Genomic DNA, 15,408 nt, shown 5'->3' with positions numbered 1-15,408 from the left:
CAGCCACAACTCCTTTCCATACCGGGCGCACCCGTCAAATTCTGCTCCCGGCTCTCCGAGCCTGGTCTCACGCCGCCATTCTGCCGATCGAGTGGTATTCGATGCCGTGGCGCGCGACGACCTTGGGGTCATAGAGGTTGCGGCCGTCGAAGATGACCGGCGTGGTCAATGCATCCTTCAGCGCGTCGAAGGACGGCGCGCGGAAGCTTTTCCATTCGGTGGCGATGAGCAGCGCATCGGCGCCGCGCAAGGCCGCCTCCTTGGTGCCGCACAGAAGCAGGTCGTCGCGCAGGCCATAGATGGCCTGGCATTCCTGCATCGCCTCGGGGTCATAGGCCTGCACATTGGCACCGGCGTTCCACAGCGCCTCCATCAGGACACGCGCCGGCGCCTCGCGCATGTCGTCGGTGTTGGGCTTGAAGGCCAGGCCCCACAGCGCAAAGGTCTTGCCCTTGAGACTGCCCTTGAAATAGCGGTTCACCTTGTCGAACAGCACGGATTTCTGGTCGTTGTTGCGCTCCTCGACGGCACGCAGCAGCTTGGCGTCGAACTTGACGCCCTCGGCGGTCTTGATCAGGGCGCGGACGTCCTTGGGAAAGCACGAGCCGCCATAGCCGAGGCCCGGATAGATGAAGTGGTAGCCGATGCGCGGGTCGCTGCCGATGCCCTTGCGCACCTCCTCGATGTCGGCGCCTAGCTGCTCGGCCAGATTGGCCATCTCGTTCATGAAGCTGATCTTGGTGGCCAGCATGCAGTTGGCGGCGTATTTCGTGAATTCGGCGCTGCGCACGTCCATCACGATCATCTTCTCGTGGTTGCGGTTGAAGGGCGCATAGAGCTCGCGCATCACCGCCTCGGTCTCTTCGCTCGAGGTGCCGACGATGATGCGGTCCGGCTTCATGCAGTCGGCGACGGCCGAGCCTTCCTTGAGGAATTCGGGATTGGAGGCGACGTCGAAGCTCAAATCCTCGCGCCCTCTTTTCTTCAGCGTCTCGGCGATCCTGGCTTTCACCTTCTCGCAGGTGCCGACCGGCACGGTCGATTTGCCGACGACGATCTTGGCGCTATCCATCTCGCGGCCGATGGTCTCGGCGACCGCCAGCACATATTTGAGGTCGGCCGAACCGTCCTCGCCGGGCGGCGTGCCAACCGCGATCATCTGGATTTCACCGTGCCGGACGGCAGCGGCGGCATCGGTGGTGAATTTGATGCGGCCGGCGGCGTGATTCTCCCTGACGATGCTTTCGAGGCCTGGTTCGAAGATCGGGACGAGGCCCTGGTTGAGCCGCTCCACCTTGTTTGCGTCGATGTCGACGCAAACAACCTGGTGGCCAACCTCAGCAAGCACCGCCGCCTGCACAAGGCCGACATAGCCAATTCCAAACACCGTCAAGTTCATTCGGTTTCATTCCCATCCATGGCCGCCAACCGTTTTCGGTCCGGCCGGTTCAATTCGTCTTTCCCAACTCTTTTACGCTGCATACGAGCGATTCGGGAAACTGGCATGGCTCGCCGAGCGCGGTGAAGGCAACGCGCTCGATCTGCAGCGAAAGCTTGCGGCCCGGATCGGCGAACGCGCCCATCCAGCCTTTCATGGTGTCGCTGCCCCAAAGGCTGAAGAAGATCTTCTGCGCATGGCTGGGCAGCTTGGCCGGGTCGGTGATGGTGTTCACCAGCTGGCCGTTGACGTACCAGCGCAAACTGTCCTTCTCCCAGACGAAGGCGTAATCGTTGAAGGCCTTGTCGGTGCCGCCCGGTACCTCGACGATCTTCTCGTTCTTGCCCTTGCCGTCGATATAGGCGTTGACCTGCACCTTGGAGGTGTCCTTGGTCAGGATCTCGAAGTCGATCTCGTCCCAGGGCTGCTTGTCGGATGGGCCGATATAGGAAAAGAACGCCGCATTGAGGCCGGGACCTGCATCGGTCTTCATCCGCGCCTCATAGGTGCCGTAGCCGAAGCGCTGCTTGGTCTGGATCTCGCCGCAGGTGAACTCACGGTCCTTCAGCTTCTGCTTTTCGAAGCCAAGCGACAGCACCCCGTCAGACAGGCTGACCTGCCCCTTCGACCAGGTGCAATTTTGATGGCTGCCATTGTTCCAGCCGTCGGACACATACCAGCGCGACCGATCGAAGCTCTTGAAATCATCGACGAAAGAGGGAGCGGACTGGATATCCTGTGCATGAGCAGGGACAGCCGAGAGGCTGCCAAGAGCGGCCAGCAATAGCGCACCGATCAAACCCAATCGCCGCAGGCCGGTTTGCCGGGTCAGGTGCGCGAAGGGCAGTGCATCAATTGCTGTTGTGGACGTGGTTTCCGGATTCGAATTCATACCAAACTCACCTTTGTGCTGTGCGTCCCCAACCCAAAGTCGACGTTTGAACCACTTCCAAACGGGCCAACCTTGACCTCCTCTTTGACCCTCCCGAAATCCCTCTCCTGTCTTGCATCCTTGCTGCGCGCCTTCACCGTCACGCTCGGCCGGCGCCCGTGGGCCTGGCGAAATCAACCGCGGCGGCCGAATCGGACTCGCCATTCTCGTCGAAGACCGTATCCAGCGAATGACGGAGCGCCCTCATCAGGCCGTTCTGGCGTGACAGCGCCGCGATACGGCGCTCGCAATTCAGGATCGACTCCGTCAGCGCGCTGACTTCGGATGAGCGGCGGTCGGTCGCGGAGCCGTTTTCGATGGCTTCGACGAGAAAGGCCGCGTTTGTCGCCGTCTTGCGGTAGCGGCTCTCCAGGCCGGTTTTCTCGGCCTCGATCTCGGCTGCGATCTGCTCGAACAGTTTCGCCAGCCGATCGAGGCGCGCTATGTCGGCCTGCCGGTCGCGGGCAGGATCCCTTGATCTGAAGCCGAATATCGAGGCCATGGGCTTAAATTCCTGTCATCGCCGGCTTGCATGCCGGGAACCTGGCCGATCCCCGCAAGCGGGGTTGAAAAACTCGTACCGCATTGTCCAACTCCACCGATGGGAGAGACTTCGGACCAATCCGATCGGGGGCCAGTTCGGTTGGTCGTTCAATTTGCTGCAACGCAACATAGACTGCCATTCCCGGAGCCGGGAGGCAACCACCCAATTCGTAAACTCATAAATCCGGTGGAAATGCTTTGCGTGGCGAGCGTGCCGTTGACAGGCAAAACGGGGCATTTCCCGCGCCTTACCGCTCCTTGCCCGCGCTGGTCCCGGCCATCAGGAAACGCAGCGGCGGCACATGCTTTTGCCCGGAGACAAGGCCAACGCGCCGAAACAGCGCCTCGATCTTGTCGGACGCCACGCCCTGGACGATGGGGACCAGGTTGGATTGGCTGGCGAAGGCATAGGCGGCGGCCGAAGCCAGGCCGCGCTCGGCCTTCACGTCGAGGAAATTGCGCAGCCGGTATTTGTCGCGCACATGCCGCTCGTGGCGCCGCAGCACCGCCTTGGAGCCTTCCGGCAGGCTGTCGATCGCCAGCAGCGCCAGATCGGCGTCCGCCAGCCGCTTCAGATCCTGCGTCTTGTGGCGGCCGCTAAGCGAATCGGCCCGCACGATGGCGCCATAGCCGCAGGAGCGGATGACCTTGAACCGTGCCCCGTGGGCGACCGCGCGGGCATAGAGTTCGTAGTCCTCGCCCAGCCGCAGGCTCTCGTCGTAGCGCAATCGGTGCCGGTCGAGGAAGGCGCGGCTGATCACCGGCTTCAGGAAGCCAAGCTCGCCTCTCTGCACGCGACGCCTGGAGATGTTGCCCTCGACGAAGCGCTCGAAGTCGAGGAATTCCGGGTCGGCGGCGAAATCCGGGGCGACGATTTTCGTCGCGTCGCTCGTTGCGTCATCCCTGATGAGCATGATGTTGTCGGCCGCGAAATCCCAGTCGGCGGCGGCAAACAGGGTGCGGAACCGGCCCTCGAGGAAGAAGTCGTCAGCATCCAGAATGCTGATGAACGGTGCCTTTGAGCCGGCGATGGCGGCATTGCGGGCGAAGGACGGGCCGCGATTGACGTCGAGGCGCATGACCTTGAGCCGGGCACTGCCATCGTCGGCGGAGCGGGCGATCTCGGCCGTATCGTCGGTGGAGCCGTCATCGACGACGACGACCTCCGCCACTTCCGGTTCGCGCAACGCGGATGCGATGGCGACCGCAATCGTGCGCCCTGCATTTTTGGCCGCGATGATCACGCAGACCTCGGATTTCGTCATCGACATGGGTTTTGCCTCTTGCACAGGTTCCGATATGCCCTCGCCCTGTACGTATTGCGACGCGACAGCCATTACGGACTGGCCGGCCGCTCGAAGATGCGGCGGCTGATATCCGCCGACGCTGCCCAGCCGGCCTCGGCCAGGTAGCGGACGGGAGCCTTGCCGCACAATTCCCACAACACCGTTCGCCGCTGCGGCCATCGCAAGGACGACAGCCACGGCGCGATCACCATGTTGAGCAGGTCCTCATTGCCGATGCGCGACAGGATCGGTTTGGCCCGCTCCGACAAAAACGTGCCGGTGCCGCCCAGCAGCACATCGGCGGCGCGCAGGCCAAGCAGCAGCGTATCGTCCAGCCCCTGGCTTACCGCCGCATCGAGAACACGCTGCTGATCGGCCTCGTCGAGACGGTTGGCGCTGGCCCTGATGTCACAGACATAGCCGGCGCAGGGTTCGCGGTTGAACAGTGCCTTGGCGACGCTGATGCAGGACAGCATCAGCGTGTCGGCGACCGACGTGAACGGCACTTCGGTGCCGGTGATCTCGACCAGCCGTTTGCGCCGCAGGAAGCCGTCGGCATCGCGCGGACTGGGCGAGCCGGGCTGCTGCAGGCGATAGTGAAGGTCGACCGTCGACGATTTCGGCCCGTTGCCGCGGATCATGTGCTGTTCGCCAAGGAAACGAATCCACCAGACCGAGCGCGACTTGCCAGCGACCTCGTAGCCGATCGAGCGCAGTGCATCGCGCGCGCTTGCAAACCCGGCAGGGGAAACCAGGATGTCGACATCGCCCGAAGGCTTCATGAAATGGTCGTCGTAGAGCAGATGCTGCTGGAACGGGCCTTTGAGAAAGACGAAATCGATCTGCCTGTCGCGCAGCGCCTGGTGAATCGCCATCGAATCCATCAGGCAAGCGGCGTTCATCGAAACCGTCCGCCGGCGATAGGTGTCGAGCCATTGGAAAAGCTCAGCCGGCCTGTCAGCCGCCGGAGCGCGAGACAGTGCCTTCAGAACGAAGGTGGCGACCTTGTTCAGCCTGGCGATGTCGCCGACGGCGGCGGCGGAAAGGTTCGGCGGCGACACATCGCCGGCCGAGGCCGTCGGCGCAGCGAAATACAACCGTAGGCACGCCTGCACATAGGCGATCTCGTCGACGCAGTCGGCGGCGCGCAGTCGTTCATAGGAACTTTCCGGCAAGGCCATTGAGCGCATAGTCTCCAAAATGCGGTTTGCGCGACGCTTATGCTGCAAGTGCGAAGCAAAGCATCCTCAAAAACCTCGGCGCCGTAAAGTCTTTCCTTTCGCAGTGCGAAATTTTGCAACCAGAGCGTTTGCCGAGCGTTCTGAAGATGGCGCAACATACGGCTGAAATTCCGATCCGATCGAGGTACTTTAGGCATCCATCGACACCGGCCGGCTAACAAAAATACATCTTTTTAGCCGCGCCTAAAAAAGCGCCGGCGCTATGAACTTTTTATGCAAGCAAAATCAAGTGCTTAAAGAATCGCCAGCCGCAACGCGTGATCGCACTTGTTTTCAGCTGAAAAGAGGCGGAACTTTGAGCATTCCGCACACGCATGGTGACGTCCGCAACCCGTAATTGATTAACCGGAGGTAAATCAGGCTTGACTCATAAATGTTGCCATGCAGCTATTGCATCGCAGCATGAAAGTGCTGACGGCACTCGACAGGCCGTTTCCAGTCCTCATTGGAGCGTAAAATGGAACAGAATGTTGAAAAGCACGAGTACGAAACGCCCAGCCTGACGGTACATGGTTCGATCGAGACCATCACTCAGGGCGGTGGCGGCAGCACGGCAATCGACGCGTCGTTTCCGGCGCACACCCCGATTGGCGATCTGACGTTCTCCTGAGACTAGCCTGGTTCTGGAGGAGTGACGTTGGGCCTCCAGGATTGAAGACCGTGAATGGAGCCGGGGATGAAAATCCCCGACTTTCTCTTTTTGAACTGACGACGCGTAGACCGTGTGTTGCAAACGAGGTTTTGGGATGAACTGGAACCCATCCGAGCACGATATCGTAAATGCCACGAAGGACGCCGTGGCCTGCGAATTCGGTGATGGCCTCGCGCTTCTCAACCTGAAATCCAATATTTATTACAGCCTCAATGGCGTCGGTGCGTTCATCTGGGAGCTGATCCAGGAGCCGAAGTCGATCGCCGATATCCGCGGCGCCGTGCTCGAGCGCTACAATGTCGACGCCGAGCGCTGCAAGGCCGACGTCGACGCCTTGCTGAAAGGCATGGCCGAAAACGGACTAGCGAGGCTGCAGCATGAGGCACTCGTCTAGGCAGGTTTCGCAAAAGGCCATGATCTCGCGGCAAAGACCTGCGACGGCACAAAGGCCGAGGCCAGCGAAACGTCGGCCCAGCCGGAGCTTGGCCCGCGTTCTTTCCCTGAGTGGCTCGGAAGCGCTTTTCCTCTGCCATTGCCTGCTGGTGGTCGCTTGCATTCGGCTAGGGCTGACATTTTTCTCGTACAATCGCGTTCGCGGCATGGTGACCCGGCTCAACGCCCACCAGTGCGCCAGCATGGGCGAGCTGCGGCTCGTCGCCTGGGGGGTTGCCGCGGCTGCGCGGTTCGTGCCGCGCGCCTCTTGCCTTACCCAGGCGCTTTCGGGCCAATACATTCTCGCGCGCCAGGGCAATGCCTCCAACATCCGCATCGGCATCGAACGCGGCACGGGCGACCAGTTGAAGGCGCATGCCTGGCTGGTCAGCGACAACCATGTCGTGCTTGGCGGCTCGGTCGATGGCTTCGCGCATCTGGTCGACCACGGCAGCCGATGAGCGGCGTGGCCGGAATCCTGCTGCGACAGGGACACGCAGTAGCGGTCCGAGGCCCCGCGCCGGCGGATGCGGCGGCCGAAATCCAGCAGATGCTGGCACGCATGCGCCATCGCGGCCCCGACGGAAATTCCTGGTGGCTGGATGCCTGCGTAGCCCTTGGCCATGCCTGGCTCAACACCACGGATGAAGCCGGCCCCGGCCCGCTGACCATGGCCGGCGGCAAGCTTGCCATCACCGCCGATTGCCGGCTGGACAATCGCGACGAACTGATGGCGCGGCTCGGCATACGCGACAGGTCGGTTGCGGACGCAACATTGCTGATGCGGGCCTATCTGCGCTGGGGCGAAGCCAGCCCCGTGCATCTGCAGGGCGATTTCGCCTTTGCCATCTGGGACGCCGAGCGGCAGCTGCTGTTCTGCGCGCGCGACCATTTCGGCGTCAAGCCATTCTACTACCACGCCGCGGACCGGCGTTTTGCCTTTGCCTCCGAGATCGGGCCGATGCTTGGCCTCGACGGGGTCGGTGCACGCATCAGCGAGCGCAGCATTTCGGGTTTCCTGGCCGGGCTTCCCGACGACCCGCAATCCACCCCCTACAGCGATATCTTCAGCCTGCCGGCGCGTCACAGCCTCACCGTCACCGCGCAACAGGTGGTGCTGCGCCGATACTGGCAGATCGAGCCGTCGGCGCGACCGCTACGGTCGGATGCGGCGGAGGAATTCGCCCATCTGTTCTCGCAATCGGTGCGCAACCGCATGCGCGGAAGTCAGTCGATCGGCGCAATGCTGAGCGGCGGCCTCGATTCCTCCTCGATCGCCTGTGTCGCCGGCCTGCAGAACGCCGCCGATCGGAAGCCAAAGCTGCCGACCTTTTCGCTGATTTTCGAGAAGGGCTCGTCGATGGACGAGCGCCCCTTCATCGATGCCGTGCTCGATCAGCAGAAGAGCGATCCGACGCTGATCCCCGTCGGCAATTATGCGCCCTTTGCTGAATTCGAACGGGTGCTGGAGGAGCAGGAAGGCACCTTCCTGGCGCCGGGCTTGACGCTGACCCGCGGCATCTACCGGACGGCTGGCGCCAAGGGCATCAAGGTGCTGCTCGACGGCCATGGCGGCGACGAGGTCGTTTCACAGGGCCATGGCCATTTGCACGAGCTTGCCAATGGCGGCAGGTGGCTGGACCTTTGGCGCGAGGTCCGCAGCGCCTCCAACACCTATGGCGACAGCACGTTTGGCCTCTATTTCCAATTCCTGACCCTTTACGGGCCGGCCTGGCGGATCGCCAAGGCGAGACAGATGGCGACCCGGGCTCTCAACAGGATACGCAAGCCCGCGCAAACACAGCGCCGCAGCTGGCGCGACCTGATCAATCCAGACCTAGCCAGGCGGACAGAACTTATCGACCGCTTCCACCGGGCCGGCTATATGCCGCCCGGCGTCCAGGCCAGCGACGCGCTCAGCCATCGCTGGATCCTGTCCAACGGCTATGTGCCGCATTCTTTCGAGGTGCTCGACAAGGCGGCTGCCAATTTCGGTGTCGAGCCGCGTTATCCCTTTTGGGACAAGCCGCTGGTCGAATTCTGCCTGGCGCTGCCGGGCGAGGAGAAACTCAGCCACGGCTTTGGCCGCTATGTGTTGCGCCGCGCCATGGAGGGTATCCTGCCGGCGGCGGTCCAGTGGCGACGCACCAAGATCGATTTCACCGCCAATCTCGTCAACGGCATGGTGCGCAACCACCGCGATCTCCTGGAACAGCTGCTCGTTTCTGACGCTGGCCGCATCGCGCCCTATGTCAACCTGCCACAAGTGAGTGCCGCCTATGCACGGCTGCTGCGCCAGCCCGATCAGGCAGCACCGCTCGATGTCCAGTATGTCTGGCGCTCGGCCTCGCTGTCTCTCTGGCTGCGGCAGGTCCAGAACAGCGGGAGCCCCGCATGATGCCGCGCAACCAGCCGGTCACCCCATACCTTGGTGATCCTCCTTCCCATGGCGGGACGGTGCGGGAGCGACGTTACTACCGGACCTATGGCCTGACCATCGCATCCGACGTGGCGTTGCCCGAGCTGGAACCGGCGGTGCCGGGGGCGGCGGATATCCTGATCGCCATCGGCACGATCGACATGCCGAAGCCTTCGCCCGAGGCAGCGACGATCTTCCGCTTCGAACCGGACCGGCAATATCTGGCATGGCATGCCGTCGGCGCCTTCCTGATCAGCGATTTCAGCCGCATCGACATCGAGCCGGCGCCCGGCGTCGACGACGCGCTGCTTGCCTTCCCGCTGCTGGGCCCAGTGATGGCGCTGCTGCTGCACCGGCGTGGCCTGCTCGTCCTGCATGCCAGCGCCATCGCGGTGGCCGGCACTGGCGCCATCTTCATGGGCGACAAGGGCGCCGGCAAATCGACGACGGCAAGCGCGCTGATCCGGGCTGGTCATGAATTGCTCACCGACGATGTCGTGGCGCTCGATTTCACCAATCCGGACGCGCCGATGATCGTTCCGGGGTTTCCTCAGATCAAGCTTGCCGCCGACGCCGCAGCCGCGATCTCGCTCGGCCGAGCGGAGGTGCGGCCGCAAGTCCATCCAGCGATCGAGAAGATGCAACATCGCCTGCACGGCGCCTTCTCCGGCGGCAAGGTGCCGGCGACCAGGGTCTATGTCCTCGAGCGCGGCCAACGGGCCGAGATCACGGCATTGCCCGGCATTGCCGCCTTGCCGGCCATCATCAAATTCTCCTACGTGACGCGTTTCGGCCGCGCGGCCCTCACCGGCGATTTCGCGGCGCTGCATTTTCGCCAATGTTCAGCAATCGCTAACCATGTCGGCGTGTTCCGGCTGGAAGTTCCAACCGGTCTCGACAGGATTGGCGAGGCCGTGGAGCTGATCGAGACCGATCTGGCGGCCGGAGACCTGACGGCTGGCCGTCGGCGGCGGTGAGCGCAAACATGTCGAAATCATCAATCCTCCGCCTGTCACTGTTTCGCGATGTCGCCGCGTTCGGCGCCGTCATCGCCCAGATCGGCGGACGGCGGACCTGGACGGCGCTGCTGTTCCTGATCCTCGGCAGCCTGACGGAAGGCATCTCGATCCTGCTGCTTGTGCCGCTGCTGCACCTGGTCGGGCGCGCCGACCAGGATTTCGCGGTGCGCTTGCCGAACAATGATTTCGTGCGCTGGCTGGTGCCGGACGGAACGCTGCAACTGACGACGGTGCTGTGCGCGCTGGTCGGGCTCGTTGCGGTGCAGGCTGCGTTCAACCGCTTCAAGTCGGTCTACATGGCCAGGCTTCTCTTCGATTTCATCAACCGTTTGCGCATGAACCTGTTCGAGAGCATCGGCAAGGCGCGCTGGGGCGTGTTCGCGCGCCTGCGCAGCTCCGATCTCGACCATGCCCTGACCGGCGACATCGATCGCGTCCAGGGCGCCGCCTTCTCGCTGCTGATGTTGGTGCAGATCGCAGTGCTTTTGGTGGCCTATCTCGTGATCTCGATGTTCATCTCGCCGGTCATGACGGCGTTTGCGATCGTCATCGGCATCGTGATGTTTATAGCGCTGCAGCCGTTTCGGGCGCGCGCCACCGCCTTCGGGCGTGTCCTGACCAGCAATCGCCAGGATCAGTACCGGACGGTCTCGGAATTCCTCGGCGGCATCAAGGTGGCCAAGAGCCTGAATGTCGAGGCCAGCTATTTCGCGCAATTGCAGACGACGCTGGAAAAGATGAAGGCCGACAACATCGACTATGTCAGCAACAGTTCGATCGGCACCGCGGTGTTCCAGGTGGCGAGCGTCGTCGGCTTGAGCCTGTTCATCTATGTGGCGCTGGTCCGCTTCAACCTGTCGCTGGCCGAGATTGTCGTGCTGCTCCTGGTTTTCATGCGCATTGCGCCGCGCTTTATGGACATGCAAACACAGGCCCAGCAGGTCCTGATCAACCTGCCCGCCTATACGGCCATGCGCAGCCTGCAGGCCCGTTTCGACGCCGAGCGCGAGCCGGGCCATGCCGAATCAGAGGATAAGCAGAAGCTGTCGCTCGATACCGGGTTGAACATTCGCGGTGTCTCCTTCGGCTACGACGACGGCACCGGCAAGGCGGTGGTGAGCGACATCACCTTCGGACTGCCGGCTGGCAAGGTCACCGCCCTGATCGGCCCCTCGGGATCGGGCAAGAGCACGATCGCCGACATGCTGCTCGGTCTGCTCGAACCGACTGCCGGCAAGATCCTGGTCGACGGCGTCGAGATCGATGCCGGCAATCGCCGGCGCTGGCGTGATCAGGTGGCCTATGTGCCGCAAGACGTGTTCCTGCTGCACGACACGATCGCGGCGAACCTGCGTCTGGCCGCGCCACAGGCCAGCGACGACAACTTGTGGGACGCGCTGCGCGCGGCGCATGCCGGCGAATTCGTCGAACGGCTCGACCAGCGGCTCGACACGATCGTCGGCGACCGCGGCGTGCGCCTCTCAGGCGGTGAGCGCCAACGCATTGCGTTGGCACGGGCGCTGCTGCGCAAGCCGTCGCTGCTCATCCTCGACGAGGCGACCAGTGCGCTCGACTGGCAGAACCAGTCGCTGATCGCCCGGTCGATCGACGGATTGCGCGGCGCGATGACCATCCTGACCATCGCGCACCGGCCCTCGATGATCGCCTTCGCCGACTGGGTGGTGGCGATGGAAGACGGCCGTGTCGTGGAAGTCGGGCAGTATCAGCGGTTGAAGGCAAAGCCGGCGAGCCGGCTGTCCAGGATGCTGTCGGGGGAACAGTCGGAAACCGAACCCGCCAATGTGGCCTGAGATCAGATCCTTCTGACGAAGACCTAGTGCAGGCTGCGCCGGGCGCTGCCCAGCTTCTCGCCTTCGGCCACGTCAGGCGAGCTCAGCTTTCTCTCGGCTTCACGCAGCCTGTCAGCCGGCGTCGGCGCACTCCTGGCGATCATGGCATAGACGAGCACGAAATAGCCGGCCTGGATGATCACGGCGCAAATGATGACGCGCAACAGTGTCGTGCCCAGCGAAGCGCCGCCAAGCCAGGACCAGGCAACAACGATTGCGAGAGCGAAAATCATCCCAACGATGAATTTTGGAAGCGACATACCCAACAGCCCATAAACCGGCCCGGGTTATATCAAACGATAGCCCCACCCGAGCGCCGTCCCTTGTTCTGCGGGCTTGTAAAGGTGCCCGCTATCGACCGGTTGCTTCCGGCCTTTCAACCTGTCGCCACTCTGACAGGTATAATTTGCAATTCTATTAAGGCGAGCAGGAGGCGGCAAGGGCAACCGCACATATTTTTGATTGAGCTTGCGCGATCGACTCTGTCATGTTGCAACGCACACCACCGCAATTCACTCAACCTGCAGCCACCGGCCCTTTTCAGTACAACCCACAATATTATGTAGTATTTTATGTTAATAGTCGCGAACTTCGCACCTTCCTAAAGCACTAATATGTACCGTTCCCGGCCATTGAGAACGGCTCGCCCAAAAATCGCCCAAAAAAGGTCCGCATTTTTTTCCGTTTGCCCATTTCTTGTCACAATTGTGCTAAGCATCCTGAAAAATGTGCATTGCTAGCTTATTATTTAGTCAATTCATGACGCGACTATTTCAGCGGGCCGGGAAATTGTGTGTTGCGCTGCAACATTTTTTTGGTATCGTGTGGTGAACCATTCGTTCAACGCATGGAGTTTCTGCATGAGGGATATTGCCAAGTCGGCCACGGCGGGCTTTTCGCAGGCTGACACCGATTTTCCGCCGCCGATCGGCGGCCTCATCAAGCGCAGCTTCGATATTGCCGGCTCACTGGTTGGTCTGATCGCTCTTAGCCCGCTGTTCATCATGATAGCGCTGCTGGTCAAGTTTTCCGACGGTGGATCGATTTTCTACGGTCATCGGCGAATCGGTCGCGGCGGACGGATTTTTCCGTGCCTGAAATTCCGCACCATGGTTCCGGATGGCGACAAGGTGCTGGCCGCCTATCTCGCCACCAATCCGGACGCCAACGCGGAGTGGATAGCGACCCGCAAGCTCAAGAACGATCCGCGCGTCACCCGCGTCGGCGCGGTGTTGCGGAAGCTCAGCCTCGACGAACTGCCGCAGATCATCAACATCCTGCAGGGCGATATGAGCCTTGTCGGGCCTCGCCCGGTGGTGCGCGACGAGCTGGAAATCTACGGCAGCGCCGCCGTCTACTATCTGAAGTCGCGGCCCGGCCTGACCGGCCTTTGGCAGGTCAGCGGCCGCAACGACGTCTCCTACGACAGCCGCGTTGCCTTCGACCGTCACTATGTCGAGAACTGGTCGCTGTTCGGCGACGTGCGCATCATCATCAAGACCGTGCCGGCCGTTTGGATGTCACGCGGCTCTTACTGATCGGCCGCCGGCACCAGGCATCCGGCGGCAAAAGCTCATCGGGCGATGGGGCTAAAACGGATCGGAACGTTCAGTTGAAAACAGACATGTTCGAAGCCTTTGGCAGCGGCCGCTTTTCCGACCGCTCTCGGCTCATGAGCACATGCCTTGCGGTGTCGCTCGCTTTTCTCCCGCAGATCGCCGCAGCCGACGACTACCATCTCGGCTCGCAGGACAAGCTCACCATCCGCATCGCCGAATGGCAGACCGTCGAAGGCACGTTCAGGGACTGGACGGCGGTCAATGGCCAATACACGGTCGGCCCGGGCGGAACGCTGTCGGTGCCTTTCGTCGGCGAGCTGCCGGCAGCCGGCAAGACCACGGCGGAAGTAGCGGCGGCGATCAGCGAGGCGCTGCAGCGCAAACTCGCTTTGTCGGACAAGCCCGAAGCCTCGGTCGAAATGGCGCAGTTCCGGCCCTTCTATATCTCGGGCGAAGTGCAGAATCCCGGCCAGTTTCCCTTTGTGCCCGATCTGACGGTGCTGAAAGCGATCAGCGTCGCCGGCGGCATCAGGCGCAGCGCCGATTACGGCCCCCAGCTCGGCAAGGACCTGGTCACCGCCAAGGGTAATTTCGATATCTCCGACGACCAGCGCGTCCGGCTGCTTGTCAGGCGTGCCCGCATCGATGCCGATCTGGCTGGCAAGGCGAGCTTCGAAGCGCCCAAGGAGGTCGAGGGCGATCCGCGGCTGCCGACCATCGTCGCCGACGAGATGACGATCCTCACGGCAGACCAGAAGGCGCTGAAGCTGAAGCTCGAGGCGCTCGACGATCTCAAGGGTGTCCTGCAGTCCGAAATCGAATCGCTGCAGAAGAAGATCGTCAACCAGCAAAAGCAGGTCGACCTGGCGCAGCAGCAGCTAGCCAGCATCGGGCCGCTGGCGCAGAAGGGCCTGGTCGCCAATGCGCGGCTTTTGGATTCGCAGCAGTCCGTCACCGACCTGCAGGGCAAGATCCTCGACTATGAGACAGCCATCCTCACCGCCAAGCAGGCGATCAGCAAGGCGACGCAGGACGCCATCGATGCCCAGAACACATTGAGCTCGACCCTCGCCGCCGACCGGCAGCAGACCGAAGCCGACCTGAACGAGGCCGCGCTGAAGGTGAATATGCAGAAAGGCCTGATCGCCCAGGCCAGCGATCCCGCGACGACGGCCGCCATCACCAACGACCAGCAGCCCACCTTTCTCTATGCGCTGGTGCGCAATGTCGACGGCAAGACCAGCGAAATCGCCGCCAAGGAAGAGACGCCGGTGCTGCCCGGCGACGTGATCAAGGTCAGGCTGGCGCCGTTGGCCAGCCAGTAGACGCGCATCCTCTGAGCGGTTCTTCGTTTCACGGAACGCCGAACCGCTCCGGTTGCTCGTTTTGACCTCTTTTGCACTGAGGCAATGCCTAGTGGGACGGTTCTTGCATTAGGCTTGAGGGTCAATCAGCCGGTTGCCACAAATGGCCGAGATGGGTGGAAAGCGGACATCGGCCTGTGTAATAGATCTGGTATGATTGATCGTGCTTTAGCGGCCGACCTCCGCGCTGCAACCCTACTGCAGGGGCAGTTTCGGCTCCGTTCGGGCCAAGTGTCTTCGACCTACTTCGACAAATACCGATTCGAGGCAGACCCTGTTTTGCTCAGACGAGTGGCTGCCGAAATGATTCCGCTACTCCCAGACAGAACTGAAGTTCTCGCCGGCTTGGAACTGGGAGGGGTCCCTATTGCTACAGCTATATCGCTGGCAACAGGGATTCCCGCAGCCTTTGTTCGTAAGAAAGCGAAGGATTACGGTACTTGTCTAGCTGTCGAAGGTGGAAATGTTCGAGGTAAGCGGGTCGTGCTCATCGAGGATGTCATCACGACGGGTGGAGCGGTTGCTGACGCAGCGCGGCTGGTCAGCGAGGCTGGCGCGAATATCATTGGCGTTGTTTGCGCTATCTGGCGCGGAGACGGAGTGCCAATCATAGCCGGGCTGCCTGGAATTCCTCTGGCGGCCGCAATGACAAAGGACGATCTCAACAGTTAGAT

General features: G+C 62.0%; 15 protein-coding genes. 9 read left to right on the top strand and 6 right to left on the bottom strand.

The genetic code is table 11. From position 1 onward, the window contains the following. Nucleotides 1–67 precede the first annotated feature (67 nt). The 5 genes from AC1D05_RS12045 to AC1D05_RS12025 form a co-directional block, all read right to left on the bottom strand. Nucleotides 68–1,399, bottom strand: coding sequence for a UDP-glucose dehydrogenase family protein (locus AC1D05_RS12045; protein ID WP_027040464.1), 1,332 nt, complete (start codon nt 1,397–1,399; stop codon nt 68–70). A gap of 49 nt (nt 1,400–1,448) precedes the next feature. Next, on the bottom strand, nt 1,449–2,330 hold the full coding sequence (gene exoK / locus AC1D05_RS12040; protein ID WP_477441190.1) for an endo-1,3-1,4-beta-glycanase ExoK: 882 nt from the start codon (nt 2,328–2,330) through the stop codon (nt 1,449–1,451). Nucleotides 2,331–2,469: 139 nt separating this feature from the next. After that, on the bottom strand, nt 2,470–2,871 hold the full coding sequence (locus AC1D05_RS12035) for a hypothetical protein (protein ID WP_477440939.1): 402 nt from the start codon (nt 2,869–2,871) through the stop codon (nt 2,470–2,472). Nucleotides 2,872–3,160: 289 nt separating this feature from the next. Further along, nucleotides 3,161–4,183 (bottom strand): glycosyltransferase family 2 protein, encoded by a 1,023-nt coding sequence (locus AC1D05_RS12030; RefSeq protein ID WP_477440938.1) that lies wholly within the window; start codon nt 4,181–4,183, stop codon nt 3,161–3,163. 65 nt (nt 4,184–4,248) lie between these two features. Further along, nucleotides 4,249–5,379, bottom strand: a complete 1,131-nt coding sequence (locus AC1D05_RS12025) for a nucleotidyltransferase family protein (protein WP_477440937.1) — start codon at nt 5,377–5,379, stop codon at nt 4,249–4,251. Nucleotides 5,380–5,896: 517 nt separating this feature from the next. On the opposite strand from AC1D05_RS12025, the gene AC1D05_RS12020 reads away from it, so the two are divergent. From AC1D05_RS12020 to AC1D05_RS11995, 6 genes are all read left to right on the top strand, one after another. Continuing rightward, complete coding sequence (locus AC1D05_RS12020; RefSeq protein WP_010913078.1) at nt 5,897–6,049, top strand: lasso peptide; 153 nt, start codon at nt 5,897–5,899, stop codon at nt 6,047–6,049. Nucleotides 6,050–6,185: 136 nt separating this feature from the next. Further along, nucleotides 6,186–6,485, top strand: coding sequence for a PqqD family protein (locus tag AC1D05_RS12015; protein ID WP_477440936.1), 300 nt, complete (start codon nt 6,186–6,188; stop codon nt 6,483–6,485). Continuing rightward, nucleotides 6,469–6,984 carry a lasso peptide biosynthesis B2 protein gene (locus AC1D05_RS12010; RefSeq protein WP_477440935.1) on the top strand — a complete coding sequence of 172 codons (516 nt, stop codon included), beginning with the start codon at nt 6,469–6,471 and terminating at the stop codon, nt 6,982–6,984. The genes AC1D05_RS12015 and AC1D05_RS12010 overlap by 17 nt, the downstream gene beginning before the upstream one ends. Beyond that, nucleotides 6,981–8,921, top strand: a complete 1,941-nt coding sequence (locus AC1D05_RS12005; protein ID WP_477440934.1) for a lasso peptide isopeptide bond-forming cyclase — start codon at nt 6,981–6,983, stop codon at nt 8,919–8,921. Before AC1D05_RS12010 ends, AC1D05_RS12005 begins: the two co-directional genes overlap by 4 nt. Beyond that, entirely contained in the window at nt 8,918–9,919 is a 1,002-nt protein-coding gene (locus tag AC1D05_RS12000; RefSeq protein WP_477440933.1) for a phosphoenolpyruvate carboxykinase (ATP), read from the top strand. The genes AC1D05_RS12005 and AC1D05_RS12000 overlap by 4 nt, the downstream gene beginning before the upstream one ends. Nucleotides 9,920–9,927: 8 nt before the next feature. Further along, complete coding sequence (locus AC1D05_RS11995; protein WP_477440932.1) at nt 9,928–11,772, top strand: ABC transporter ATP-binding protein; 1,845 nt, start codon at nt 9,928–9,930, stop codon at nt 11,770–11,772. A 23-nt stretch (nt 11,773–11,795) separates the two neighbouring features. Here AC1D05_RS11995 and AC1D05_RS11990 read toward each other — a convergent pair whose 3' ends face one another. Next, nucleotides 11,796–12,071, bottom strand: coding sequence for an exopolysaccharide production repressor exox (locus AC1D05_RS11990; protein ID WP_477440931.1), 276 nt, complete (start codon nt 12,069–12,071; stop codon nt 11,796–11,798). 600 nt (nt 12,072–12,671) lie between these two features. On the opposite strand from AC1D05_RS11990, the gene AC1D05_RS11985 reads away from it, so the two are divergent. The 3 genes from AC1D05_RS11985 to pyrE all read left to right on the top strand — a co-directional run bounded on the left by AC1D05_RS11985 (nt 12,672) and on the right by pyrE (nt 15,406). Beyond that, the gene (locus tag AC1D05_RS11985) at nt 12,672–13,349 is read left to right on the top strand and encodes a sugar transferase (RefSeq protein ID WP_095200881.1); all 678 of its coding nucleotides are present in this window, start codon (nt 12,672–12,674) and stop codon (nt 13,347–13,349) included. A gap of 86 nt (nt 13,350–13,435) precedes the next feature. After that, a complete protein-coding gene (locus tag AC1D05_RS11980; protein ID WP_477440930.1) occupies nt 13,436–14,695 on the top strand; it encodes a polysaccharide biosynthesis/export family protein in 1,260 nt (419 codons plus the stop codon). Nucleotides 14,696–14,779: 84 nt separating this feature from the next. Further along, entirely contained in the window at nt 14,780–15,406 is a 627-nt protein-coding gene (pyrE, locus tag AC1D05_RS11975; protein ID WP_477440929.1) for an orotate phosphoribosyltransferase, read from the top strand. Nucleotides 15,407–15,408 lie beyond the last annotated feature (2 nt).

It is taken from the genome of Mesorhizobium sp. P2_E9, assembly GCF_056403815.1.
This window is presented reverse-complemented; position numbering and strand designations above follow the sequence as displayed.